This is a genomic window from Pseudomonas sp. 22189 (assembly GCF_052045635.1).
GTDB classification, from domain to species: Bacteria; Pseudomonadota; Gammaproteobacteria; order Pseudomonadales; family Pseudomonadaceae; genus Aquipseudomonas; species Aquipseudomonas parakoreensis.
Genome location: NZ_JBQEPG010000008.1, coordinates 234,793 through 257,849, shown reverse-complemented (window position 1 = coordinate 257,849; position 23,057 = coordinate 234,793). Strand labels below are relative to the sequence as shown.

The 23,057-nt window shown below is 61.0% G+C and carries 22 protein-coding genes; 6 read left to right on the top strand and 16 right to left on the bottom strand.

The genetic code is table 11. From position 1 onward, the window contains the following. Positions 1 to 576: transposase (locus ACTJKS_RS11420; RefSeq protein ID WP_440828800.1), on the top strand; the 576-nt coding region annotated here is incomplete at its 5' end. A 95-nt stretch (positions 577 to 671) separates the two neighbouring features. Here the strand turns inward: ACTJKS_RS11420 and ilvD are convergent. From ilvD to ACTJKS_RS11390, 6 genes are all read right to left on the bottom strand, one after another. Beyond that, complete coding sequence (gene ilvD / locus ACTJKS_RS11415) at positions 672 to 2,513, bottom strand: dihydroxy-acid dehydratase (protein WP_007964170.1); 1,842 nt, start codon at positions 2,511 to 2,513, stop codon at positions 672 to 674. Between the two features lie 257 nt (positions 2,514 to 2,770). Beyond that, the gene (locus tag ACTJKS_RS11410) at positions 2,771 to 4,003 is read right to left on the bottom strand and encodes an MFS transporter (protein ID WP_108184112.1); all 1,233 of its coding nucleotides are present in this window, start codon (positions 4,001 to 4,003) and stop codon (positions 2,771 to 2,773) included. Next, positions 3,996 to 4,973: a diiron oxygenase gene (locus ACTJKS_RS11405; protein ID WP_108184111.1), complete on the bottom strand. Its 978-nt coding sequence runs from the start codon at positions 4,971 to 4,973 to the stop codon at positions 3,996 to 3,998. Before ACTJKS_RS11405 ends, ACTJKS_RS11410 begins: the two co-directional genes overlap by 8 nt. After that, positions 4,970 to 6,043: a SagB/ThcOx family dehydrogenase gene (locus ACTJKS_RS11400; protein WP_262948147.1), complete on the bottom strand. Its 1,074-nt coding sequence runs from the start codon at positions 6,041 to 6,043 to the stop codon at positions 4,970 to 4,972. Before ACTJKS_RS11400 ends, ACTJKS_RS11405 begins: the two co-directional genes overlap by 4 nt. A 437-nt stretch (positions 6,044 to 6,480) precedes the next feature. Beyond that, positions 6,481 to 7,677 carry a class I SAM-dependent rRNA methyltransferase gene (locus tag ACTJKS_RS11395; protein WP_041063621.1) on the bottom strand — a complete coding sequence of 399 codons (1,197 nt, stop codon included), beginning with the start codon at positions 7,675 to 7,677 and terminating at the stop codon, positions 6,481 to 6,483. A 268-nt stretch (positions 7,678 to 7,945) separates the two neighbouring features. Further along, positions 7,946 to 8,485 carry a type 1 glutamine amidotransferase domain-containing protein gene (locus tag ACTJKS_RS11390; protein ID WP_108184109.1) on the bottom strand — a complete coding sequence of 180 codons (540 nt, stop codon included), beginning with the start codon at positions 8,483 to 8,485 and terminating at the stop codon, positions 7,946 to 7,948. Positions 8,486 to 8,713: 228 nt separating this feature from the next. Here ACTJKS_RS11390 and ACTJKS_RS11385 point away from each other — a divergent pair, with 228 nt between their 5' ends. The 3 genes from ACTJKS_RS11385 to ACTJKS_RS11375 all read left to right on the top strand — a co-directional run bounded on the left by ACTJKS_RS11385 (position 8,714) and on the right by ACTJKS_RS11375 (position 10,744). After that, a complete protein-coding gene (locus ACTJKS_RS11385) occupies positions 8,714 to 9,526 on the top strand; it encodes an HDOD domain-containing protein (protein ID WP_174377003.1) in 813 nt (270 codons plus the stop codon). A gap of 12 nt (positions 9,527 to 9,538) precedes the next feature. Continuing rightward, entirely contained in the window at positions 9,539 to 10,351 is an 813-nt protein-coding gene (mutM, locus tag ACTJKS_RS11380) for a bifunctional DNA-formamidopyrimidine glycosylase/DNA-(apurinic or apyrimidinic site) lyase (RefSeq protein WP_262948148.1), read from the top strand. Positions 10,352 to 10,420: 69 nt separating this feature from the next. Continuing rightward, entirely contained in the window at positions 10,421 to 10,744 is a 324-nt protein-coding gene (locus ACTJKS_RS11375; protein ID WP_108184106.1) for a multidrug transporter, read from the top strand. Positions 10,745 to 10,895: 151 nt separating this feature from the next. On the opposite strand, the gene ACTJKS_RS11370 is transcribed toward ACTJKS_RS11375, so the two are convergent. The 5 genes from ACTJKS_RS11370 to ACTJKS_RS11350 form a co-directional block, all read right to left on the bottom strand. Continuing rightward, positions 10,896 to 11,147, bottom strand: a complete 252-nt coding sequence (locus ACTJKS_RS11370) for a YfhL family 4Fe-4S dicluster ferredoxin (RefSeq protein WP_003195146.1) — start codon at positions 11,145 to 11,147, stop codon at positions 10,896 to 10,898. Positions 11,148 to 11,293: 146 nt separating this feature from the next. Then, on the bottom strand, positions 11,294 to 11,773 hold the full coding sequence (gene coaD, locus ACTJKS_RS11365; RefSeq protein WP_003229157.1) for a pantetheine-phosphate adenylyltransferase: 480 nt from the start codon (positions 11,771 to 11,773) through the stop codon (positions 11,294 to 11,296). Between the two features lie 115 nt (positions 11,774 to 11,888). Next, positions 11,889 to 13,484 (bottom strand): GMC family oxidoreductase, encoded by a 1,596-nt coding sequence (locus ACTJKS_RS11360; RefSeq protein ID WP_108184105.1) that lies wholly within the window; start codon positions 13,482 to 13,484, stop codon positions 11,889 to 11,891. Positions 13,485 to 13,603: 119 nt separating this feature from the next. Next, on the bottom strand, positions 13,604 to 14,149 hold the full coding sequence (locus ACTJKS_RS11355; RefSeq protein WP_262948149.1) for a twin-arginine translocation pathway signal protein: 546 nt from the start codon (positions 14,147 to 14,149) through the stop codon (positions 13,604 to 13,606). A gap of 28 nt (positions 14,150 to 14,177) precedes the next feature. Beyond that, entirely contained in the window at positions 14,178 to 15,608 is a 1,431-nt protein-coding gene (locus ACTJKS_RS11350; protein ID WP_262948150.1) for a coniferyl aldehyde dehydrogenase, read from the bottom strand. A 145-nt stretch (positions 15,609 to 15,753) separates the two neighbouring features. Between ACTJKS_RS11350 and ACTJKS_RS11345 the strand changes: the two genes are divergently transcribed. Then, positions 15,754 to 16,425, top strand: a complete 672-nt coding sequence (locus ACTJKS_RS11345; RefSeq protein ID WP_027610562.1) for a TetR/AcrR family transcriptional regulator — start codon at positions 15,754 to 15,756, stop codon at positions 16,423 to 16,425. A gap of 31 nt (positions 16,426 to 16,456) precedes the next feature. Next, positions 16,457 to 17,311, top strand: a complete 855-nt coding sequence (locus ACTJKS_RS11340; RefSeq protein WP_108184102.1) for a sulfurtransferase — start codon at positions 16,457 to 16,459, stop codon at positions 17,309 to 17,311. 78 nt (positions 17,312 to 17,389) lie between these two features. Here the strand turns inward: ACTJKS_RS11340 and ACTJKS_RS11335 are convergent, their stop codons facing one another. The 5 genes from ACTJKS_RS11335 to ACTJKS_RS11315 all read right to left on the bottom strand — a co-directional run bounded on the left by ACTJKS_RS11335 (position 17,390) and on the right by ACTJKS_RS11315 (position 22,821). Then, on the bottom strand, positions 17,390 to 18,241 hold the full coding sequence (locus ACTJKS_RS11335) for an AraC family transcriptional regulator (RefSeq protein WP_174377000.1): 852 nt from the start codon (positions 18,239 to 18,241) through the stop codon (positions 17,390 to 17,392). Next, a complete protein-coding gene (locus ACTJKS_RS11330; protein WP_108184101.1) occupies positions 18,217 to 19,212 on the bottom strand; it encodes a hydrolase in 996 nt (331 codons plus the stop codon). The genes ACTJKS_RS11335 and ACTJKS_RS11330 overlap by 25 nt, the downstream gene beginning before the upstream one ends. A 162-nt stretch (positions 19,213 to 19,374) precedes the next feature. Next, complete coding sequence (gene rsmD, locus ACTJKS_RS11325) at positions 19,375 to 19,986, bottom strand: 16S rRNA (guanine(966)-N(2))-methyltransferase RsmD (RefSeq protein ID WP_108184100.1); 612 nt, start codon at positions 19,984 to 19,986, stop codon at positions 19,375 to 19,377. Continuing rightward, a complete protein-coding gene (locus ACTJKS_RS11320; RefSeq protein WP_108184099.1) occupies positions 19,986 to 21,473 on the bottom strand; it encodes a M16 family metallopeptidase in 1,488 nt (495 codons plus the stop codon). Before ACTJKS_RS11320 ends, rsmD begins: the two co-directional genes overlap by 1 nt. Next, positions 21,466 to 22,821 (bottom strand): M16 family metallopeptidase, encoded by a 1,356-nt coding sequence (locus ACTJKS_RS11315; protein ID WP_098966083.1) that lies wholly within the window; start codon positions 22,819 to 22,821, stop codon positions 21,466 to 21,468. The genes ACTJKS_RS11320 and ACTJKS_RS11315 overlap by 8 nt, the downstream gene beginning before the upstream one ends. Between the last annotated feature and the right edge of the window lie 236 nt (positions 22,822 to 23,057).

The following is a 23,057-nucleotide window of genomic DNA, read 5'->3' as shown; positions in this document are numbered from 1 at the left end:
GCGATGGTGCGTCGATTGGATGATCTTCAGGAAATGGAGCAGATGGAGCTCAATCGTCTGGATGTGTCCGACGAAAAGGTCAAAGACTCGATCAACTCCGTTCTGCGCCACATCGAAAAAGAGATCGCTGAAACGCACAAAGCGATCAAGAAACACATCGATGATGATCCGGACATGCGCCAGATGCGCGACTTGATCGTGACCATCGACGGTATCGGGCAGAAAACCCTTGAGCGGCTGCTGGCCGAGCTGGGCGACCTGCGCAAATACGACGACCCTCGCAAACTGGTCGCTGCTGCAGGGTTGAACCCTAAGCTGCAGGAGTCAGGAAAACTCAAAGGCAGAACAATTATTTCGAGGGTCGGCTCGGCTCGCGTTCGGGCGGGTCTGTACATGCCAGGCCTGGTAGCGCTGAGGCACAACGAGGCGATCATCGCCATGAAGGAACGCTTGAAGGCCAATGGCAAAGCCCCCAAACAGATCATCTGTGCAGCCATGCGCAAGTTGTTGCACTTCGTCTACGGAGTGCTCAAATCGGGCCAACCATTTGACCCGAAATTGGCACTTGCCCGGTGAGGGGCAAGACGGTATCTACATGGGGTGGTTTGCAAGCATCAGGCAAAAAAATGCCCCGCAGTTGGCGGGGTATTTTTGTTTTGGCGATTCGACGCTTACAGCCCGTCGAGCATCGCCTTGTTACGCACCGCACCCTTGTCGGCGCTGGTCGCCAGCAGGGCGTAGGCCTTCAGAGCGGTGGTCACTTTGCGTGGACGCTGTTCGACCGGCTTCCAGCCTTTCTTGTCCTGCTCGACCCGGCGTGCAGCCAGTTCTTCATCGCTGACCAACAGGTTGATCGAGCGGTTCGGAATGTCGATCAGCACTTTGTCGCCATCCTGAACCAGACCGATCGCGCCGCCGGCCGCGGCCTCTGGCGAAGCGTGGCCGATCGACAAGCCGGAAGTACCGCCGGAAAAGCGACCGTCGGTGAGCAACGCACAGGCTTTGCCCAGGCCTTTGGACTTCAGGTACGACGTCGGGTAGAGCATTTCCTGCATGCCCGGGCCACCTTTCGGACCTTCGTAGCGAATGATGACGATGTCGCCTTCCTTCACTTCGTCGGCAAGGATGCCGCGCACCGCGCTGTCCTGGCTTTCGAAGATTTTCGCGTTGCCTTCGAAGACGTGGATCGACTCGTCAACGCCGGCGGTCTTCACCACGCAGCCGTCCAGCGCGATATTGCCGTACAGCACGGCCAGGCCACCTTCTTTCGAATAGGCGTGTTCGAAGCTGCGGATGCAGCCGTTTTCACGGTCGTCATCCAGGGTTTCCCAACGAGTCGACTGGCTGAACGCAGTCTGGGTCGGGATGCCCGCCGGGCCGGCCTTGAAGAAGTGATGCACGGCTTCGTCGGTGGTCTGGGTGATGTCCCACTTGGCGATGGCTTCTTCCATGCTGCGACTGTGCACGGTCGGCAGGTCGGTGTGCAGCAGGCCACCACGGGCCAGAGAGCCGAGAATGCTGAAGATGCCCCCGGCGCGGTGCACGTCTTCCATGTGGTACTTCTGGATGTTCGGCGCCACTTTGCACAGTTGCGGCACGCTGCGCGAGAGACGGTCGATGTCGCGCAGATCGAAATCGATCTCGGCTTCCTGGGCGGCCGCCAGCAGGTGCAGGATGGTGTTGGTCGAACCACCCATGGCGATGTCGAGCATCATCGCGTTCTCGAACGCCTTGAAGTTGGCGATGTTGCGCGGCAGCACGGATTCGTCGTTCTCGCCGTAGTAACGCTTGCACAGCTCGACGATGGTGCGGCCGGCCTGCAGGAACAGCTGCTCGCGATCACTGTGGGTAGCGAGGGTCGAACCGTTGCCCGGCAATGCCAGGCCGAGGGCTTCGGTCAGGCAGTTCATCGAGTTGGCGGTGAACATGCCGGAGCACGAACCGCAGGTCGGGCAAGCGCTGCGCTCGTACTCGGCGACTTTCTCGTCAGAAGCGCTGGAGTCGGCGGCGATCACCATGGCGTCGACGAGGTCGAGGCCGTGGGAAGCGAGTTTGGTTTTGCCTGCCTCCATTGGGCCGCCGGACACGAAGATCACCGGAATGTTCAGGCGCAAGGCGGCCATCAGCATGCCGGGGGTGATCTTGTCGCAGTTGGAGATGCAGACAATGGCGTCGGCGCAGTGGGCGTTGACCATGTACTCGACGGAGTCGGCGATGATCTCGCGGCTCGGCAGCGAATACAGCATGCCGTCGTGACCCATGGCGATGCCGTCATCCACGGCGATGGTGTTGAATTCTTTCGCTACGCCACCGGCGCGTTCGATCTCACGGGCAACCAGTTGACCGAGGTCTTTGAGGTGCACGTGGCCCGGCACGAACTGGGTGAAGGAGTTGGCAATGGCGATGATCGGCTTCTTGAAGTCGTCATCTTTCATCCCGGTGGCGCGCCACAGTGCGCGGGCGCCGGCCATGTTGCGGCCGTGGGTGGATGTTTTCGAGCGGTAATCTGGCATGGAGCACTCCGGGCGGCTAAATCAGGTATCAAAAGGGAGTGAGCTTCTATTGACGTCTGGAACACTCAGAAATGGCCGTGTGTCCTGGATGTTGCTGATGACTTTGCGGGATCGCCGCTTGCCTCAGCCTGAGCTCATAAACCCGCCGGGGATGAATGGCGATGAATCAGCCGATTCTACACCGCTGGCGTCTGGAGGGAATGGCGCAAAGCGTTGTTCCAGTGCCGACGGTGCGTATGGCATGACGACTGGCAGGCTCAATCGCTGCCAGAGGGCGTGACGGCGCCGTTTTCGATGACGCTGGCGCGATGGCTGATCCGCTTGTTCAATGCCAGTGCGATGCAACTGAGCAGAACAAAACTGTAGCCGAGGGTCGCTTGCAGATTGCTCGGGCTGAGGCTGATCAGTGCGCTGATCAACCCACCACAAATAAAAATGATTGTGCTGCCGGCCGAGGCTGACGTACCGGCGTTCTCCGGGAACAGGTCCATGGCTCGTGAGGTGGCGGCCGGGCGTGAGATGGTGGTGCCGGCGGTGCAGATCAGCATCGGGATCAATACCGTGGCGGGCGAGAGCGCGAAGTGCTGCGACAGAAATAGCATCACCAGCCCCGCCAGCAGGATCAGGCTCAACCCGGCCACGATCTGTTGCGCAGAACTGATGCGTCGGCTCAATAGCGCGGCGGCAATTCCGCCTGTTACATAGGCCGCACCGTAGATCAGCAGGATCAACGAGAAGTCGAAGGCGGACAGCTGCAATTGATCCATGAAGATCAACGGCGAAATGACGATGAACGAGAAGTGGCAGGCGAATGCGAAAGCTGAAATCAGCCAGTAGCCGACGAACTCGAAATCCCCGAGCACCCGTCGATAGGCTCTGAGGAAATTGAGCGGTGTAGCGTTGACGTCTGGCCGAGCACCGTCGAGAAATAGCCAGGCCTTGAGCAACACCGCAGCCGCGAGTGCGATGAACAGCCAGAAGCTGCCGCGCCAGCCCAGGGCCGCTTGCAGGAAGCTGCCAGCCAGCGGTGACAGGGAGATGAAGATCCCGGTGGCGGTCACCATCAGGATTCGCAGGCGGTCGCGCTCCTTGCCATCGAACAGATCCTGTACCAGCGCCTGCGACAGGACAAAACAGCCGCAGCCGATGGCCTGCACGATGCGAAAGGTCATGAACAGCGTGTAGTGACTGGTCATCACGCAACCAATGGCGCCGAGGATCGAGACTCCCATGCCGGCGAGTAAAAGTCCCTTGCGCCCGATGACGTCGGACAACGGCCCGATCACCAGTTGGGCGAAGGCAATGCCCACGGCAAACAGGCTGATCGACAGCGCGATGTCGGCCGGAGTGCGGGCGAAGTGTTCGGCCAGCGCCGGGAACGACGGCAGCAGAACATCCAGCGGAAACACCCCCAGCAGCACCATGGCCAACAGCAGACTGACCGCCCCGCGGCGTTGTCGGGTTGTTACTGCCTTTCGTCCTTCACGCATCGATCAGTCCTGCCTTGGCGAAAAGTTTACGGTTGTTGGGTAGTGCGAAAAATCCGGCCCTTTCGAGTGCGGCAAGCGTGGCCACGGCTCCGGATCTGGCACGCTGGCGGCTGGCGTGCTCGTTGGTCAGGCTGTCGAGGATTTCCTTGATCGCACCTTCGCCGATACCGGCGCGGCGCAGGCTTTGGTGCAGCCATTGCTCGTCGACTTCGAAGAAGGTCGCCAGGGTCTCCAGCAAGGTTCTGGCAACGAAGGCGCGCTGGCGGCTGTTCAGGGTCAACCAGAGGTAGTGGAAGACTTCGGAAAAAAACCGGCTGTGGCGCGCTTCGTCAGCGAGGTGATCGCGCAACATGTCATTCACGCTGCTGACCAGCGTTTCCCGACACACATCCAGCAGCTCCCGGGCAATGATGGTTTCCGAGACGAAACCCAGCAGAAACCATGCCAGTGGGCGTTTACTCTCCGGCGTTCGGGCAATCTGACCGGTCAGGCGGGTGATGCGCAGCGGCATCTGCGGGCGACCGGTAAAACCATGCAGTTCGGCGATCTGTTCGGCCAGATGATGGGAGAACAGCGCGTGATAACCCTCGTCGGTATACAGCTGCAGCGCGGCGGTTTTCATCCGTGGAGGAATGTACGCGGGCAACTCGCCGTGGACGATGGTTTCCACGGCGCGGTTGACGATGCGGTGTTCAAGCAGCGTGGTGTAGTCCAGGAAGTGCACCAGGTGGCTGGCTGCCAGCCGATGCATGACCTTGCTGCCTGCGGCTTCGATGGCCGGGTGGGACAGATACGGCAGGAAGGCCGGCGGGAACCAGAAGCGGGTCTGCAGTTGCAGCTGCAGGTCTTCCGGCAACCGGTAGTCGTGCCGGCTGGTGCGTACCGAAGCGTGGTTGTTCCAGTCGCCGAGGGTGAATCGAAGCGCCCAGGACGTTGGCGCTTCGGGAAGATCCGTGGATGGCACGTTCATGTCCGTGTCTCCAGCAACAGGTCGCGCATTTCCTGACACATCGCCTGACCGTCGCTGGCACCGCAGCCGACAAAGAACAACGGTTGTTCAGCGCTGCCTTCGAGCTTGAGCAGGGCTTCGACCTGCCGATCAGCGAATGCCCCGGTCAGCCACGTTCCCAGGCCCAGCGCCGTGGCCACCAGTTGAAAGGTCTGCGACAGATGACCCGCCTCGACGAACGCCATGCGATAGGCGCGCGAGTGTTCATACTTCCACCAGAGCTTGTCGAAACGAGCGGTGATGAACAGGCCCAGAGGCAGGTTATTGATGAAATGCTGGCCCGCCAGCAAATGGCCGAGCGCAGGTTCGGGCAATGGGTTGACCCGGCTGAGCGTGTGGTCTGCCGGGTGATAGGCGTAGAGGCCCGGCTCAAGACCCTCGATATTGCGTGCCAGAAGAAAGCCTTCACAGGCATTCAGTCCACCCCCGGAGGGACTGCTGCGACGGGCGCCGAGGCCTTCGGCGATGCTTTCGTCGCGGTCAAGGTCGCGATGGTGAAGAAAACCCAGTGTGAGATACATCAGCGTGCCGACGTCGCCGAGCGTGATCGCTTCGCCAGTAAAGGAGCGGCAGGTTTTTCTCAAGCGCAGGACATTACCCAGGCTGGCGACGGTCAGGGCCGCAGAGGCGGGCAGGGCGATTCGAAGTGCGTCTTCAAGTATCGGGCGATCTTGAGCGGGTGCCGGTGTGGTCAGCACCGCACTGCAATGGTTCAGGTATTGCCTGGACCACTCATGAATATTCTGGGGTGTCTGTTCGCAGGGAATGTTCTGGGTACCAATATGATAAATCTTCGACAGCTCGTCCCAGCCCCATGGCGGACTGTCTATTTTTGCAACGGTTAATATGCCCGCGTTCAGAAGTTGTGAGTCTATTATGTTGCGTCTGTCGAACTGTTCCGGGTTATTGATAAGTTGTGCAAGTCGACAAGAGTAAGTCAGGTCAAGTTCATGTTGGGTGTGGTCTTTATAGTTCCAGACTATTTGTCCGGGCGTGCGCGGCAATATGAATAAATAAGGATTGATGTACATGTTGTATTCATCACTCTGGACGTAGTCGAAAGAACGCTGGGGTGCCGGCAATCCCCAGCGTTCCGGTTTACTTAGCGGGCTTTAGGCGCAACCAGAAAAGCCAGGTTTGCGATTTTGTTGGTTTCCAGAGTAATTGCTTTCATAAGTATGAACTCCTTGTTCATTGAGAGTGAATGTCACCGTCGTGGTGACAACTTAATAATAGGTTGTAATGAATTATTGGCAAGCGATACTTGGGTAGGAAATTTCTATTAATTTTGTCGGAGTGGATGTGCTGCAAGGTCAAGTTTGTAAGTTTTTGATCTTGAAATTCAATGCGCAGGGAAATGTCCTGCGTACATGTAGGAAGTTAGTTGTAGGAAAAGGAAAGGAATTCGACGATATTGCATCGCCGTAAAGCAACGGGAAGCCCGCAGGCTCCCCGTTTCATGAGCCAATCAGCTGTTCGGCAGCAGACGGCAGGTGATGCTCTTGATGTAGCGAGTCTCGGCGATAGCCGGGTGTACTGGATGGTCCGGACCTTGACCGCCGCGTTCGAGCAACTGGATGTTGCGGTCCAGGTGACGGGCGCTGGTCAGCAGGATGTTCTGCAGGTCGTCTTCCGGCAGGTGCATGGAGCATGAAGCGCTGACCAGAATGCCGTCCTTTGTGAGCAGACGCATGGCTTGTTCGTTCAGACGACGGTAGGCGCCTTCGCCGTTCTTCATGTCTTTCTTGCGCTTGATGAACGCAGGCGGATCGGCAACGATCACGTCGAAACGTTCTTCGCTGGCCTTGAGTTCCTTCAGTGCTTCAAAGACATCGCCTTCGATGCAGGTCATCTTGTCGGCGAAGCCGTTCAGCGCGGCGTTACGCTCGACGCCGTCGAGGGCAAAGCCCGATGCATCGACGCAGAACACTTCACTGGCGCCGAACGCAGCAGCCTGCACGCCCCAGCCACCGATGTAGCTATAGAGGTCGAGGACACGTTTGCCTTTGGCGTAAGGGGCGAGGCGGGCGCGGTTCATGCGGTGGTCGTAGAACCAGCCGGTTTTCTGGCCGCCAATGACCGGCGCTTCGAATTTCACACCGTTCTCTTCCAGGGCTACCCACTCCGGCACCAGGCCGAACACGGTTTCGACGTAGCGGTTGAGGCCTTCGGCATCACGGGCGGCGGAATCGTTTTTGAACAGGATGCCGCTCGGCTTGAGTACTTGGGTCAGTGCAGCGATCACAGCATCTTTATGCGCTTCCATGGTCGCCGAGGCGATCTGCACGACGAGGATGTCGCCGAAACGGTCGACCACCAGACCTGGCAGCAGGTCAGAGTCGCCGTAGACCAGGCGGTAGAACGGCTTATCGAACAGACGCTCGCGCAGTGACAGGGCCACGTTCAGGCGGTGCACCAGCAGCGACTTGTCCAGCGGCAACTTGATGTCGCGCGACAACAGACGCGCGCAGATCAGGTTGTTCGGGCTCATGGCGACGATGCCCAGCGGCTTGCCGCCGGCAGCTTCGAGGATCGCCTGATCGCCGGCCTTGAAGCCGTGCAGTGGCGTGGCGGCCACATCGATTTCGTTGCTGTAGACCCACAAGTGGCCGTTGCGCAGGCGACGGTCGGCGTTGGCTTTAAGGCGCAGGCTAGGCAGGGACATGACGTCGCTCCGGAAAAAAGAGCGGGAGTATAGCGTGTTGCTCGGCCTGATTGGCTGGTGAGTGGACATGTGGCAAGGGGAATCAGTGATGAAGGAGTTTACTGTGGCGAGGGGATTTATCCCCGATCGGCTGCATAGCAGCCGCAAACCCCGAACGCAGTTGTCTGACTGACCGCGTGAATCGATTTGGGGCAGCTGCGCTGTCCATCGGGGATAAATCCCCTCGCCACATAAATCCCCTTACCACATGAATTCACTAGCCCACGGATCAGGCTGACAGCGCGTCGATCAGCTCCTTGTTGAACGCCGGAATATCATCCGGCTGACGGCTGCTGATCAGATGACCGTCCTTGACCACTTCCTTGTCGACCCAGTTGGCCCCGGCATTCACCAGGTCATCCTTGAGTGTCTTGAAACTGGTCATGGTTTTGCCGTTGACCAACCCGGCGGAAATCAGCAACCAGCCGCCATGGCAGATCACCGCAATCGGTTTGCCGGCGGAGGCCCCGGTTTTCACCAGATGCTGGGCGTCCTGGTCGATGCGGATGGTGTCGGAGTTCTGTACGCCGCCCGGCAGGACGATCGCGTCGTACTGCTCGCTGCTGGCACCTTGAAAGGTCTGGTCGACCTTGAAGTCATCCGCCGGTTTGTCGTGGTGCCAGCCTTTGACCTTGCCGGCCTCGGCCGAAAGGATGTCGACCTGGGCGCCGGCCTGCTCGAGTGCCTGCTTGGGGCCGGTCAACTCGACCTGTTCGAAACCGTCGGTTACCAAAATGGCGACGCGTTTGCCGGTGAGGGAGGTAGTCATCGATAAGCTCCTGAGTCTGCGGGAAATTACCGCCGCGCCGGTGCTTGATTGTCCGGTCGGCCTTACAAAGTCCGAAGCCTGAGCGTGGATGAAAGTTCCTGACAATTGCCCACTGGTGTGTCGTCGTGCGGTTTTTAGAGGTTAGAATCGCCGCCTGTCCCAGAGTGTGTACTTATGTCCCAAGAGCTGACCACCGAACAGATTCAACAATCCCTGCAAGGCATCAGTGTGCCGGCGCAGCCGCAGATCATGGTGGATCTGCAAATGGAGCAGTACATGCCCGACCCGGACCTGGAGGTGATCGCCAAGCTGATCTCCCAGGATCCCGGCCTGTCCGGTTCGCTGCTGAAAATCGTCAATTCGCCGTATTACGGCCTGAGCAACAAGATCACCTCGATCCAGCGTGCAGTGAACCTGTTGGGCAGCCGTTCGATCATCAACCTGATCAACGCGCAGTCGATCAAGGGCGAGATGAACGACGACACCATCGTCACCCTCAACCGTTTCTGGGACACTGCGCAGGACGTGGCGATGACGTGCCTGACCCTGGCCAAGCGCATCGGCACCCAGGCCGGCGACGAAGCCTATGCTTTGGGGCTGTTCCACGACTGCGGCGTGCCGTTGATGCTGCAGCGCTTCCCCAACTACATGTCGGTACTGGAAAAGGCTTACGCCAACGCCAGCGCCGAATGCCGGGTGGTGGACACCGAGAACAGCGAGTTCAACACCAACCACGCGGTGGTGGGCTATTACACCGCCAAGTCGTGGCGCCTGCCGGAACATGTCAGCACGGCGATCGCCAATCACCACAATGCGCTGGCGATCTTCAGCGACGAATCCTCGCGCAACAGCCAGATGAAGAATCTGCTGGCGATCCTGAAGATGGCCGAACACATCTGTGCGTCGTATCGGGTGCTGGGCAATCAGACCGAGGACCACGAGTGGAACAGCATCGGTGCGCTGATTCTCGATTACGTGGGCCTGTCGGACTACGATTTCGAAACCCTCAAACAGACCATCCGCGACCTCGGCGCGCATTGATTCGAGGACGCCATGCCTGAACTGCCGGAAGTCGAAACCACCCGCCGGGGCATTGCTCCGCACTTGGAAGGCCAGCGCGTCAGCCGGGTGATCGTGCGGGATCGTCGGCTGCGCTGGCCGATCCCCGAAGACCTCGATGTGCGTCTTTCCGGGCAGCGCATCGTGCTGGTCGAGCGGCGGGCCAAGTATTTGCTGATCAACGCCGAAGTCGGCACGCTGATCAGCCACTTGGGCATGTCCGGTAACTTGCGGCTGGTTGAGGTCGGGATGCCGGCGGCCAAGCATGAGCATGTCGATATCGAGCTGGAATCCGGGCTGGCCCTGCGCTACACCGATCCGCGCCGGTTCGGTGCGATGCTCTGGAGTAGCGACCCGCTCAATCACGAACTGCTGATTCGCTTGGGGCCGGAGCCATTGACCGATCTGTTCGACGGCGAGCGCCTGTTCCAGCTGTCGCGTGGGCGTTCGATGGCGGTCAAGCCGTTCATCATGGACAACGCGGTGGTGGTCGGCGTCGGCAACATTTACGCGACCGAAGCGCTGTTCGCCGCCGGGATCGATCCGCGCCGCGAAGCCAAAAGCATCTCCCGGGCGCGGTATCTGAAGCTGGCGATCGAGATCAAGCGCATCCTCGCTGCGGCCATAGAGCGTGGCGGCACTACGTTGCGCGATTTCATCGGCGGTGACGGGCAGCCGGGGTACTTCCAGCAGGAACTGTTCGTGTATGGTCGTGGCGGTGAAAACTGCAAGGTCTGCGGCACCGGCCTGCGCGAAGTGAAGCTGGGGCAACGGGCCAGTGTGTTCTGTCCGCGCTGTCAGACCTGAGGCAAAAAGCTGAAAAAGTCCTACGGTCTATAGTGAGTGGTCTCACTGTTCAGCCCGAAGGATCGTGCCATGAAGTCCTTGCAAGTCCTGTTTGCCACACTGCTGCTGTGTTTCAGCCTGGCCGTTCAGGCCACGGAAAACGGCAGCGGTGATCCGCGCTACGCCATCCAGAACCCTCCCGCCTACGCCATGATCGGCGATTTGCTGATTGCCCGACCTTTATTGGTGGTGGCAACGGTGCTGGGTGCGGGGGTGTTTGTGGTGTCATTGCCGTTTACCGCGCTGGGTGGCGGGGTGGGCGATGCGGGACAGGCGCTGGTGGTGGATCCGGCGAAAGCTGCTTTTGTGCGGTGTCTGGGGTGTACGGGGGAGGGGTTTGAGCAGCGTGAGTGAGCTGATCCGAGATCAGCGGTGTTATTGATGGCCTCATCGCGGGCAAGCCCGCTCCCACAAGGATTTCGGTGTTCACACGATTTGTGTATCACCACACAACCCTGTGGGAGCGGGCTTGCCCGCGATGGCGTCGGAACAGGCGCTGAAGGACTCAGGCCTTGCCGGTGATCTTGCGGTACTTTTCCATCAACTGTTCTTCAGTCTCCGGATGCGCCTCGTCCAGCGGAATGCAATCCACCGGGCAGACCTGCTGGCATTGCGGTTCGTCGTAGTGGCCGACGCACTGGGTGCACAGGTTCGGGTCGATCACGTAGATCTCTTCGCCTTGGGAAATGGCAGCGTTCGGGCACTCGGGTTCGCAGACGTCGCAGTTGATGCAATCGTCGGTGATGATCAGGGACATGCTAACTCCAGCCGGGGCGGCAGGCCCGGGCGCAATAAATCAATGCGCGCAATTGTGCCGCATTGGCGAGAACAGTGCACGCGGCTGCGATCAAGGGCACGAGACTGCAATCTTTAAAAGCAAAAGATCGCAGCCTTCGGCAGCTCCTACTTTTTGAAGCGCAGGGTCAGGGCATCGGCCACGGCCGGGTGCACGAACTTGCTGATATCGCCGCCCAGCGCGGCGATTTCCCGCACCAGCGTCGAGGAAATGAACGAATAACGCTCGGACGGGGTGAGAAACAGGCTCTCGACGTCCGGGGCCAACTGGCGGTTCATGTTGGCCAGCTGGAATTCGTATTCGAAGTCCGACACCGCGCGCAGACCGCGCAGGAACACATTGGCGTTCTGCTCTTTGGCGAAATGCGCCAGCAGCGTCGAGAAGCCGACCACTTCGACGTTGGGCAGGTGTTTGGTGACCTCGCGAGCCAGCTCAACCCGTTGTTCCAGCGGGAACAGCGGATTTTTCTTCGGGCTGGCGGCGACCGCAATGATCACGTGATCGAACAGGCGCGAGGCGCGTTCGACCAGATCGCCATGCCCTTTGGTAATAGGGTCGAAGGTACCTGGGTACAACACTCGGTTCATCGCGTCGTCCTGGCGGGAGTCCGTTGGGGAGTCGGATGGTATCGCAGCCGTCCCGGTCGGCCAAGTCGCCTGTTGGGTAAGAAAGCACTATAGACGACGCGATAAACCGTTTTTTTCACGGATTTCTCAGCCGATCGGCGAGGGATGTCGCCAGTTGTGCGGTCAGTCCATACACCGACAATTGCGGGTTGGCGCCAATGCTGGTGGGGAACAGCGAGCCGTCGTGAACCGAAAGATTGCTCAGTTGATGATGCCGGCCAAGGCTGTCGGTAACCGCGTTTTTCGGGTCTTCACCCATTGCGCAACCGCCCATCACGTGGGCACTGCCCAGTCGCGTGCGATAGAGCTCAAGGCTCAGACCGTCGATCAATTTGCGCGCCTCGGCCAGGGTGTTCACGTAGCGCGCATCGGCGTGCATCGGCATTACCGCTTTCGCGCCGCCGGCGAACTGGATCTCGGCCATGCTGTGAAACGCGCGACGCAAGCCCTCCCAGGCGTAAGACGAGACTTGATAGTCGAGCACTGGTGAGCCGTCGCCGCGCAATTCGACACTGCCGCCGGGGCTGTCCGGATGGAAGCCGTCGCGCAGCAACGCGAGCATCGCGTGGGTGTGTGGCAGGTCGGCCATGTGTTCGGCGTTCTGCTGGCCGAAGCCGCCGAGCAGCGTTGCCGCCAGTGCCGGTTGCAGCGGTGGCACTTCGAGTTTGTAGCCCATCGGCCCGCTGGTGCCGTCCTTCCACTGGAAATGATCCGAGTAGATCGACTGCGGCGCGCCGTAGAACGGGTTGATCACCTCGTCGAAACGCCCGGCGGACATGTTAACCAGATGCAAAAAGGTGCGTTTGCCGAGGCGCTGATGCGGGTCCGGCGCGTCTGAACGCAAGAGCAGGGCCGGGCTGTTGATGCCGCCGCCCGCCAGCACGTAATGCCGGGCTTTGACCGTGATTTTGCGTCCGGTCGGCGCGACGCAGCGCTCGTCCATCGCCACGCATTGCAGGCCGGTGATTTTGTCGCCGCTGATCAACAGTTTTTCCGCGCGGGCCAGGTACAGCAGTTCGCCGCCCTTTTCCAGGGTCGCCGGAATGGTGGTGACCATCATCGACTGCTTGGCATTGGTCGGGCAGCCCATGCCGCAATAGCCAAGGTTCCAGCAGCCACGGACGTTGCGCGGGATCACGTGCCAGCTGTAGCCGAGTTGCTCGCAGCCCTTGCGGATCACGTCGTTGTTGGCATTGGGCGGGACCCTCCAAGGCGCGACGCCGAGGCGCTGTTCCATTTTCTCGAACCACGGCGCCATCTCGGCCGGGCTGTGGCCTTTGACGTTGTGTTCCCTGGCCCAGTGTTCGAGGGTCGGCTCGGGCGTGCGGAAGCTCGACGTCCAGTTGATCAGCGTGGTGCCGCCCACCGCGCGACCCTGCAGAATGGTGATCGCGCCGTCCTTGCTCATGCGGCCGATGCCTTCCTGATAGAGGCTGCTGTAGGCCTGGTCTTCAAGCATTTTGAAGTCGGAACTGGTCTTGAGCGGGCCTTCTTCGATCAGCAGCACTTTGTAACCGGCGGCGCTGAGGATTTCCGCCGTGGTGCCGCCTCCGGCACCGCTGCCGATGATGGCCACGTCGGTTTGCAGCGTCAGGTCGTCGGTCAGTTGTGCGCCGTTGTAGGTTTTCCAGCCACGGGCAAGGCCTTCGCGGAACGGGTCGGGTACGGGCATTGATCAGGTTCTCTTGTTCTTGTTGTTCTGGCGGGTCCCTTCGAGAGCAGGCTCGCTCCCACATTTGCACCGCAACCCACTGTGGGAGCGAGCCTGCTTGCGAAGGGCGCGACTCGGTTTCAAACAGTCGGCGGGCCGGGATAGCCGCAATGCGCCCAGGACTCGGCGCGGGTGTACCAGGCCATCATCACCATCTGCTGCAAAGAACTGTGGCCCATGCGCAGCAGGCTCAATGAACTGTTCTGCCAACGTTCGAGGAAGTGACGCATCGCCTCGGGGCTGGCGTTTTCCCAACTGCCCCAGATGCCGGTGAGCGGCCCGCGGGTGACGGCCATGCCGAGCACGTCGAACAGTTGTCGGGTGAGTTTGAGCATCTCCGGCGACAGGTGATCGAGGCTGAAGTCCAGCGACTTCAGAGTGCCATCCACCGCACCGGGCATTTTCTCGGTGGCCACGGCGCCTTCGAGCATCACCGGAATCAGTGCGCGCAGGAACAGCAGGTCGCCGTCGCGCAAAGTGACGAAGCCATTGGCCGCGACACTCGATGAGCAACCACTGAGGCTGGCGCCGAGGCCGGCGGTGGCGAGGAACGCGGTGGCACCGAGGCTGAATTTCAGCAGGCCACGGCGCGACAGGGCAGGTGTTTCGGTCAGGCTTGGGTGCATTGTTGTTATTACCCGGCGGTGACGACGATTAGCGGATGAACAGCTTCTGGATCAGTTTCTGGATCGATTTGCCGTACGGCGGATAGATCAACTTCGCGGCGTTGAAGCGCTGTTTGATCAGTACGCCCTTGGCCTTGCTGAAAGTCAGGAAGCCTTCGTGGCCGTGATAGTGGCCCATGCCCGACGGGCCGATGCCGCCGAATGGCATGTCGTCCTGCGCCACGTGCAACAAGGTGTCGTTCAGGCACACGCCGCCGGAGTGGGTTTCGTGCAGCACGCGGTTCTGTTCGCGTTTGTCGTAGCCGAAGTAGTAAAGCGCCAGAGGACGCGGGCGCTGATTGATGTAGGCAAACGCCTGATCGAGATCCTGATACGGCACGATCGGCAGCAGCGGGCCGAAGATTTCGTCCTGCATCACGGTCATCTCGTCGGTGACGTTCAGCAGCAGGCTGTGCGGCATGCGCCGGCCCTGGCCTTGTTCGAACAGCGGAATCAGCAGCGCGCCCTTGCTGGTGGCGTCGCTGACATAACTGTTGAGCCGGGCCAGTTGGCGCTCGTTGATGATCGCGGTGTAGTCCGGGTTGTCGGCGAGGGTCGGATAGAAATTGTTGACCACCTGGCGATAGGCTTCGACGAACGCGCCGACACGGTCTTGCGGCACCAGCACATAATCGGGCGCGACGCAGGTCTGGCCGGCGTTGAGGGTTTTACCGAAGGCGATGCGTTCGGCGGCGTCCTTGAGCGGTACGTCTTGGGAGACAATGGCCGGGGACTTGCCGCCCAGTTCAAGGGTCACCGGGGTCAGGTTTTCCGCCGCCGCGCGCATCACATGCTTGCCGATGCTGGTGGCGCCGGTGAACAGCAAGTGATCAAAGCGCAGACGGGAGAACGCCACGCCGATGTCGGCCTCGCCGAGCACCACGCAGACCAGGTCTTCGGGGAAAATTCGTCCCAGCAGGGTTTTGAGCAGTTGGCCGGTGGCCGGGGTCGATTCGCTGAGTTTGAGCATCACCCGGTTACCCGCCGCGAGCGCACCGACCAATGGGCCGATGGCCAGATACAACGGGTAGTTCCACGGGACAATGATGCCGACCACGCCGAGCGGCTGGTACACGACTTTCGCTGATGCCGGCTGAAAGGCCATGCCGACTTTGCGTCGCGACGACTTCATCCAGCCCTTGAGGTGGCGGCTGGCGTAATGGATACCGTGCAGGCTGGGCATCAGCTCGGCAAGCAGGGTTTCATCGGCGCTGCGATGACTGAAATCTGCGCTGATGGCGTCTATCAAGGCCTGGCGCTCATTGCTGAGCATCTCGCGCAACGCTTTGAGCCATTGCTGACGCTGGGCCGCCGGTGGCATCGGGTTGGCTGTGTAGGCGGCGCGCTGTGCCGCGAACAGCCGATCCAGCTCTTCCAGGGGCTGTTGCAGCGTTTGCAGATAAGCAATGTCGGCAGTCATCGTCGGCTCCGGATTTATTGTAGTGAGGACTTTTTAGAGTCTATGCTCTAGAAAGTCAAATGACTTCCCGACACAGCTTTGTTTTATCCAATTCCGGTTAGGTCGTAAGATGCCCCTCACCGCACTCTGAATTAAAGCTCAAGCCATGGCCCCACGAATAAAAACCAGCGAGCGCATCGTGCAGAACAGCCTCGAACTGTTCAATCAGCAGGGCGAGCGCAGCATCAGCACCAATCACATAGCCGCGCACATGGAGATTTCTCCGGGCAATCTGTACTACCACTTCCCGAACAAGCAGGCGATCATCGCCGTGCTGTTCAGTGAGTACGAGACGCTTGTGGACAGCTTTCTGCGCCCGCCGCAGGGGCGTGCCGCCACCGTCGAAGACAAGCGCTATTACCTCAAGGAGCTGCTGTCGGCGATGTGGGGTTACCGCTTTCTGCATCGGGATCTCGAGCACCTGCTCGACAGCGACCCGGACCTGGCTGCGCGCTACCGGCGCTTTTCCCAGCGCTGCGTGATTCAGGGCATGGCGATCTACGAGGGCTTCGTCGCCGCCGGCATTCTCAAGATGGATCGGGTGCAGATCGAATCCCTGACGATCAATGCCTGGATCATCCTCACCTCGTGGGTGCGCTTTCTGTGCACCACCCGGGAAAACTCCAACCACCTCAGCGAACAGGCCATCAAGCGTGGCGTGTATCAGGTGCTGGTGCTGGAAGCCGGATTCGTCACCGATCAGGCCCGCGAAGAGGTGAATGCCTTGTTCGACGAGTTCTACGTGCCGCTGGCCCAGGCCCTGGAGGAAGGGCGGTAATCCATTTCGAAGTCGCTCACAGGAGTCCGTTATGCCGATTGCGCAACTGCTCAGCCCGACCGCACTGGATGCCCGCAAGGAGCAGCCGGGGCTGGTGATTCTCGATTGTCGTTTTGCCCTCGAAGACCCGGACTACGGGCAGCGCAGCTATGCCGAAGGGCACATCGCCGGCGCCCGCTTCGCCGACCTTGAACGCGACCTCAGTGGCAAAGTGGTCAAAGGCGTGACCGGACGTCACCCGTTGCCCGAGCCGGCGGCGTTGATCGAGCGTCTGCAGGCGTGGGGCATCAATGTCGACAGCGACGTGGTTTTGTACGACGACGGCCCTGGTTCCTATGCGGCCCGCGCCTGGTGGTTGCTGGCGTGGCTGGGCAAGCGCGATGGCGTGTTCATTCTCGACGGCGGCCTCAAGGCCTGGCACGCGGCGGGTTTGCCGCTGAGTCTGGATGCGCCATCGGTCAGTCGCGGCAATTTCAGCGGGCAACCGGACATGAAACTGCTGCTGAGCGCCGAACAATTGCAGAAGCGCCTTGCGCAGCCGTCGCTGACATTGCTCGATGCCCGGGCCTTGCCGCGCTTCAAGGGTGAGGTGGAACCGATCGACCCGATTGCCGGGCACATTCCCGGGGCGCAATGCGCGGCGTTTACCGAGAACCTCGGCGGCGACGGGCGGTTCCTGCCAGCGGAGCAGCTCAAGCAGCGTTTTGCGGCGAAACTTGGTGATCGTTCGCCAACGGACCTGGTCGCTTATTGCGGTTCCGGGGTGACGGCGTGTCACAACCTGTTTGCGTTGTGCCTGGCGGGGTATCCGCTGGGTTCGTTGTATGCCGGGTCGTGGAGTGAGTGGATCAATGAGCCTTCCAGAGGTATAGCCACGGGCGAATAACAGCAAAAGATCGCAGCCTGCGGCAGCTCCTACATTGGAATGTATTTCCCTGTAGGAGCTGCCGCAGGCTGCGATCTTTTAGCGTTCCACGCGGGCACTGCGATACGCCGCCGGCCCCACGCCATACACCTGCTTGAACTGCCGGCTCAGATGACTCTGGTCGGCAAAACCCAACTGCATGGCGACTTCCACCGGCAGGCAACCACTCTGCAATAAACCCCGGGCCGTGGCGATGCGCTGCTGCATCAGCCAAGTATGCGGTGGCATGCCGGTGGCGCGGCGGAAGACACGGGCGAAGTGGAAGGGCGACAGATTCACCGCGGCCGCCAGTTCTTCCAGCGATGGCGGCGCCGCCAGTTGCGCGTGCAGCAGCTCCTTGGCCATCACCACCGCGCGATGTTCCTTGCCCGGGCTGCCGTTGATCTGCACCGCCGCATGTCGCTGCAACAACAGCATCATCATTTCGCGCCACACCGTCTGCTGTTGCAGTGCGGTGGCGGGGCTTTCCAGCAAGCGGTGCAACTGACAGAAGCCGTTGACCAGATCCGGGTCGCGGTACAGCGTCGCGCCAAACGCCGGCATCGGCGCGCAGGGCAGTTCCAGTTCTTCGAGCAAGGACACGATCTGTCCGGTATCGGGATAGAACGCCCGGTACAGCCAGCCATCCTCAGTACCCTTGTGCCCGGTGTGCAATTCGTCCGGATTGATCAGCACCAGCGTGCCGCTGCCGGCCAGGTGTTCGGCGCCGCGATAGCGATAACGCTGGGCACCGGCCATGATCATGCCGATCACATAACCGTCGTGGACGTGCGGGGCGAAGCGATGCTCGATGTAGCGCGCCGACAGCAACTCGACCCCGGCCAGCGGCGCGGTTTGCCAGAAGCGGATCGACTCGCCCTGATCGCTCACGACGTCACACGGGCCAGCCATTGCGGAATGCGCCGTTCCAGGTAATAGCCGGGCTGGCGGAACGTGCCATCGACAAAGCCGACGTGCCCGCCCTTGGCCTGCAATTCGAACTGGGTGCTGGTGGACAGCTCCTCGGCAGTCGGCAAACTGTGCGGAAACACGAACGGGTCGTCAGCCGCCTGAATGATCAGGGTCGGGGTGCGGATCTCGCCGAGAAAGTAACGACTCGACGCCCGTCGATAGTAATCCTCGGCATCGGTGAAACCGTGCAGCGGCGCGGTGACCCGGCCGTCGAAGTCCCAGAAGGTGCGCATGTTCTCCAGCGAACCGAGCGCCGCCAAGGCTGCCAGGCCATCCTCGCGCCCGTCATGCTGGAACTGGCGTTGCTTGTTCTTGATGTAGGCGACCATCTCGCGCATGAAGTGTGCTTGATAGACCTTGGAGAAACCCTGGCCAATGCGGTCGGCACACTGATCAAGCCGAAACGGCACCGACACGGCCACCGCACCGAGCACGCCGCTGTCGCTGCCGGTCTCGCCCAGATGCTTGAGCAACACATTGCCGCCCAACGAATAGCCAACCGCATACAGCGGCGCCAGCGGGCGCTTGGCACGCAGATGTCTGATGGCTTCGGCGAGGTCTTCGCTGGCACCGGAATGGTAACTGCGCGGCAGCAGGTTGGGCTCGCCTGAACAGCCGCGCCAGTTCAGCGCGACACTGGCCCAGCCTTGGGCGGCGAGCGCGGCCTGGATCCCGGCGACGTAAGGCGAATTTGAAGAACCGGTCAGCCCATGCAGCACCAGCACCAGCGGCGCCTCGGCGCTGTGCGGGCCATGCCAGTCGAGGTCGAGGAAGTCGCCGTCATCCAGCCACAGGCGTTCACGCTCGCGATCAAGGTGGACGGTTTTGCGCCACAGCGGCCCCCACAAGGTTTGCAGGTGCGGGTTGCCGAGGCCGAAGGCGGGGGTGAAGCGTTCTGAAGAAGCGGGCACGATGGTTCTCGATGCAGCTTTGTGGGCAGAGTAGGCAGGCTTTTGTGGCGAGGGAGCTTGCTCCCGCTGGACTGCGCAGCAGGCCTCGCTTCTGAAACAGGAGCCGCTACGCGACCCAGCGGGAGCAAGCTCCCTCGCCACAGATTTAGCGCAAACTTTCAGTTAACCAGCGATCTCTGCCATACGTTGCCACAACGCGTAGTACACCCGCCCGGATTTCTGCTCGCGGTGCAGGCGCCAGTTGCCCGGCAGGCCCAGCGTCGAAGGCGCGGTCTCGCTTTCAGTGTAGATCCACGAATCCGGCGCCAGCCATTGGCGCTCTTCGAGCAAAGTGCAGACCGCTGGCAGCAGGTTCTTGTTGAACGGCGGATCGAGAAATACCAGATCGAACGGCGTGGCGACCTGGGTCTCCAGATAACGCAGCGCGTCGGCGGTCTGCACCTGGCCGTTGGTGCAGCGCAGGGTGCCGAGGTGTTCCTTCAGGCTCGATACGGCAACGTGGCTGGCATCCAGCGCCTGCCCCATGGCCGCGCCACGCGACAGGGCCTCAAGAAACAGCGCGCCGCTGCCGGCGAACGGATCCAGCACCTTGGCCCCGGCGACGTACGGCGCGAGCCAGTTGAACAAGGTTTCGCGCACGCGGTCCGGCGTCGGGCGCAGGCCCGGCGCATCGGGGAAGCTCAGTTTGCGGCTGCGCCATTCGCCGCCGATGATGCGCAGCTGGTTCACACCGTTGTGGACGTTCTGCGCAGGTTTTTTAGGACGAGTAGCCATTAATGCTCCGGAACCCCGAGCGGTGGCTCGGCAGGTTTATCAGATGGGGCCGGTAACGGCTTTTGCGGCACGGTCGGGCCAGCGCTGACGATGACCAGTTTGTCCGTGCTCAGGTGTTTGTTCATCGCGTCTTTGACCTGCTTGACAGTCAGGCTCTGGGACTGACGCATGAAGTCATCCAGATAGCTCAGCGGCAGATTATAGAAGCCCATGGCGCCCAGTTGGCCGACGATATCGGCATTGCTCGCGGTGGACAGCGGGAAGCTGCCGGCCAGTTCGCGTTTGGCGTCGTCGAGTTCTTTCTGGGTCGGGCCGGTTTTCAGGTAATCGGCGAGCACGTCCTGCACCAGTTTCAGCGTGCCTTCGCTCATTTCCGCGCGGGTCTGCAGGTTGATCATGAACGGGCCGCGAGCCTGCATCGGGCTGAACCCGGAATACACGCCGTAGGTCAGGCCGCGCTTTTCGCGCACTTCGCTCATCAGCCGGGTGCCGAAACCGCCACCACCGAGGATCTGGTTGCCCATCGACAGCGCCGCGTAATCCGGGTCGTCACGGTCGATGCCCAGCTGTGCGAGCAGCAGGTTGGTTTGCTTGGACGGGAACTCGATGTGATTGACGCTGGCTTTCGGTTCCTGCGGCTGGGCGATTTTCGCCAGCGCCGGGCCTTTCGGCAGGGCGCCGGAGACCTGATTGGCAATCGTCTCCGCCTCGGCGCGCGACAGGTCACCGACCAGCGCTATCACCACGTTGCCCGCCGCGTAGGCCTTGGCGTGGAACTCACGCAGTTGCGCCAGAGTGATCTTCGGCACGCTCTGCGGGTTGCCGTCGCTGGAATGCGCGTAAGGGTGGTCGCCGTACAAACGTTTCATCAGCTCAAGGCTGGCGAGTTTGCCGGGGTTCTGTTTCTGGTACTCGAAACCGGCGAGCATCTGATTCTTGATGCGTGCGAAGGAGTCGGCCGGAAAGGTCGGTTTGCCCACCACTTCGGAGAACAGCTTCAGCGCCGGCTCGCGCTGGTCGGCGGCGCTCAGACTGCGCAGCGAAGCCAGCGCCATGTCCTTGTGGGCACCGTTGCCGAAATCCGCGCCGAGGCTTTCGAAGCCCTGGGCAATGGCGCCGACGTCCTTGCCGGCCACACCTTCGTTGAGCATGGCATTGGTCAGGACTGCCAGGCCCGGCGCATTGCCGTCCTGACTGCTGCCGGCGGCGAAGATCAGGCGCATATCGAACATCGGCAGCTCATGGGCTTCGACGAACAGTACCTTGGCGCCTTCGGCGGTGTTCCAGGTCTGCACGTCGAGCTTGCGGCTGGCCGGGGCCTTGCCGTCGAGCTCGGCCAGCGATTGCAGCTTCTGGCTGGTCTTGGCGTTGTCCAGCGCTTCGCTGGCGTCGGTTTTGACACCGGGCATCAGATAGAACGCGGCAGAGCCGATCACGGCGATGGCGATCAAACCGAGCAGCAGGCGTGGGGATTTGCGCTCACTCATGAGTCGTCTCCAGTGGCAGGACATGGGCGACGCTGAGACGTTCGCGGGTGAAATACAGCTTGGCGGCGTTCTGGATGTCTTGCGGGGTCACGCTTTCCAGATCGGCAAGTTCGGTGTCCATCAACTTCCACGACAGCCCGACCGTTTCCAGTTGGCCGATGGCGGTGGCCTGACTGGTGATCGAATCACGTTCGAACACCAGGCCGGCAATAACCTGTGCCCGCACGCGTTCCAGCTCTTCGGCGGACGGTGCGGTGGTTTTCAGTTGTTCCAGCAGTTTCCACAGACCGGCTTCAGCTTGCGCCATGGTCTTGTTCTTCTGCGTGTTCGGCGTCGCCGACAGGGTGAACAGGCTGTCGCCCCGGGTGTAGGCGTCGTAGCTCGACGAACCGCCCGAGACCAGCTCTTCGCCGCGCTCCAGTTGCGTCGGGATGCGCCCGCTGTAGCCGCCGTCGAGCAGCGCCGAGATCAGGCGCAGGGCGTTGACCGAGCGCTTGTCTTCAGCAGTGGCAATGCTGGGCACGTTGAAGCCGAGCATCAGGCTGGGCAGTTGGGTCTGCACATGCAGGGTGATCTGGCGCTCACCCGGCTCGGCCAGTTCCAGCGGTTTCTTCGCCGGTGGCACGTCGCGCTTGGCAATCGGCCCGAAGTAGCGTTGGGCGAGGGTCTTCACTTCATCGGGGGTGACGTCGCCGACCACTACCAGCGTGGCGTTGTTCGGCACATACCAGGACTGATACCAGTGCCGCAGCTCTTCGACCTTCATCCGGTCCAGGTCTGCCATCCAGCCGATGGTCGGCGTGTGGTAGCCGCTGGCCGGGTAAGCCATCGCCTTGTAGCGCTCGTAGGCTTTGGACATCGGCTTGTCATCGGTGCGCAGGCGGCGCTCTTCCTTGATGACTTCGATTTCCTTGGCGAACTCGTCCGCCGGCAGACGCAGATTGGCCATGCGGTCGGCTTCCAGTTCAAACGCTACGCCCAGACGGTCGCGGGCCAGCACCTGGTAATAGGCGGTGAAGTCGTCGCTGGTGAACGCGTTTTCTTCGGCGCCCAAGTCGCGCAGGATCAGCGAGGCTTCGCCGGGGCCGACTTTCTCGCTGCCCTTGAACATCATGTGCTCGAGCGCGTGGGACAGACCGGTCTGGCCCGGGGTTTCGTAGCTGGAGCCGACCTTGTACCAGACCTGCGACACCACCACCGGCGCGCGATGGTCTTCGCGCACGACGACCTTCAGGCCGTTGTCGAGGGTGAATTCGTGGGTCGGTTGCGGGTCGGCCGCCAGGGCCGAAAGGGGCAGGCAGACTGTGCTGAGCAGCAGGCCTGCAGCGCGGCGGGCTAGAGCATTCATTCGTTTTTTAACCTGTTGGGCTGCCCGCTTGGTCTTAGCGTCGGCGGGCGAGAGGGTGCTAGGATACTGATCCGTTTTACCGGCGACCACGCCTATCAGGTTTTCAGGCCTGATCCGGTTGTATAGGTTGGCGGCAGAAAGCTGCGGTTTATCGACTAGACTTCGCTTTTTCGCCGATTTTTCCGGTTTAGTCCTTCGTTAATACGAATCTTTGGGGTGCCGCTGGCGCCTCGACA